1 protein-coding gene is annotated in these 351 nt (G+C 68.9%); it reads right to left on the bottom strand.

Annotated elements, in window-relative coordinates; genetic code table 11:
- Positions 1 to 351: aldehyde dehydrogenase family protein (locus ACLJNW_RS23725; protein WP_410961162.1), on the bottom strand; the 351-nt coding region annotated here is incomplete at both ends.

Genomic DNA, 351 nt, shown 5'->3' with positions numbered 1-351 from the left:
GCTTGTAGGTGTTGATCCACACGGTGCCGGCCTGCACGGCGCGGCCGAGCCGCCAGGCGCGCTGGAAGTCGCGAGTCCAGATGCCGGCGGCCAGCGCGTAGCAGCTGTCGTTGGCCTCCTCGATCAGGGCCTCTTCGCTGGCGAAAGGCATGGCCACCAGCACCGGGCCGAAGACCTCTTCCCGGCACAGGCGGGCGCCATTGGTGAGCCCCTCGATAATGGTCGGGGTGTAGAAGTAGCCACGATCGAAGGCTCCGCCATGGGGACGTAAGCCCCCCGTGCGCAGGCGACCGCCCTCGGCCACGCCCATCTCGACATAGCGCTCCACCGACTCGCGGTGCCGCGCACTGA

It is taken from the genome of Salmonella sp. SAL4457, assembly GCF_046548235.1.
In the GTDB taxonomy this organism is placed as follows: Bacteria; Pseudomonadota; Gammaproteobacteria; order Enterobacterales; family Enterobacteriaceae; genus Salmonella; species Salmonella enterica.
The sequence above is the reverse complement of the archived record's forward strand: the minus strand, read 5'-3'. Positions and strand labels throughout refer to the sequence as shown.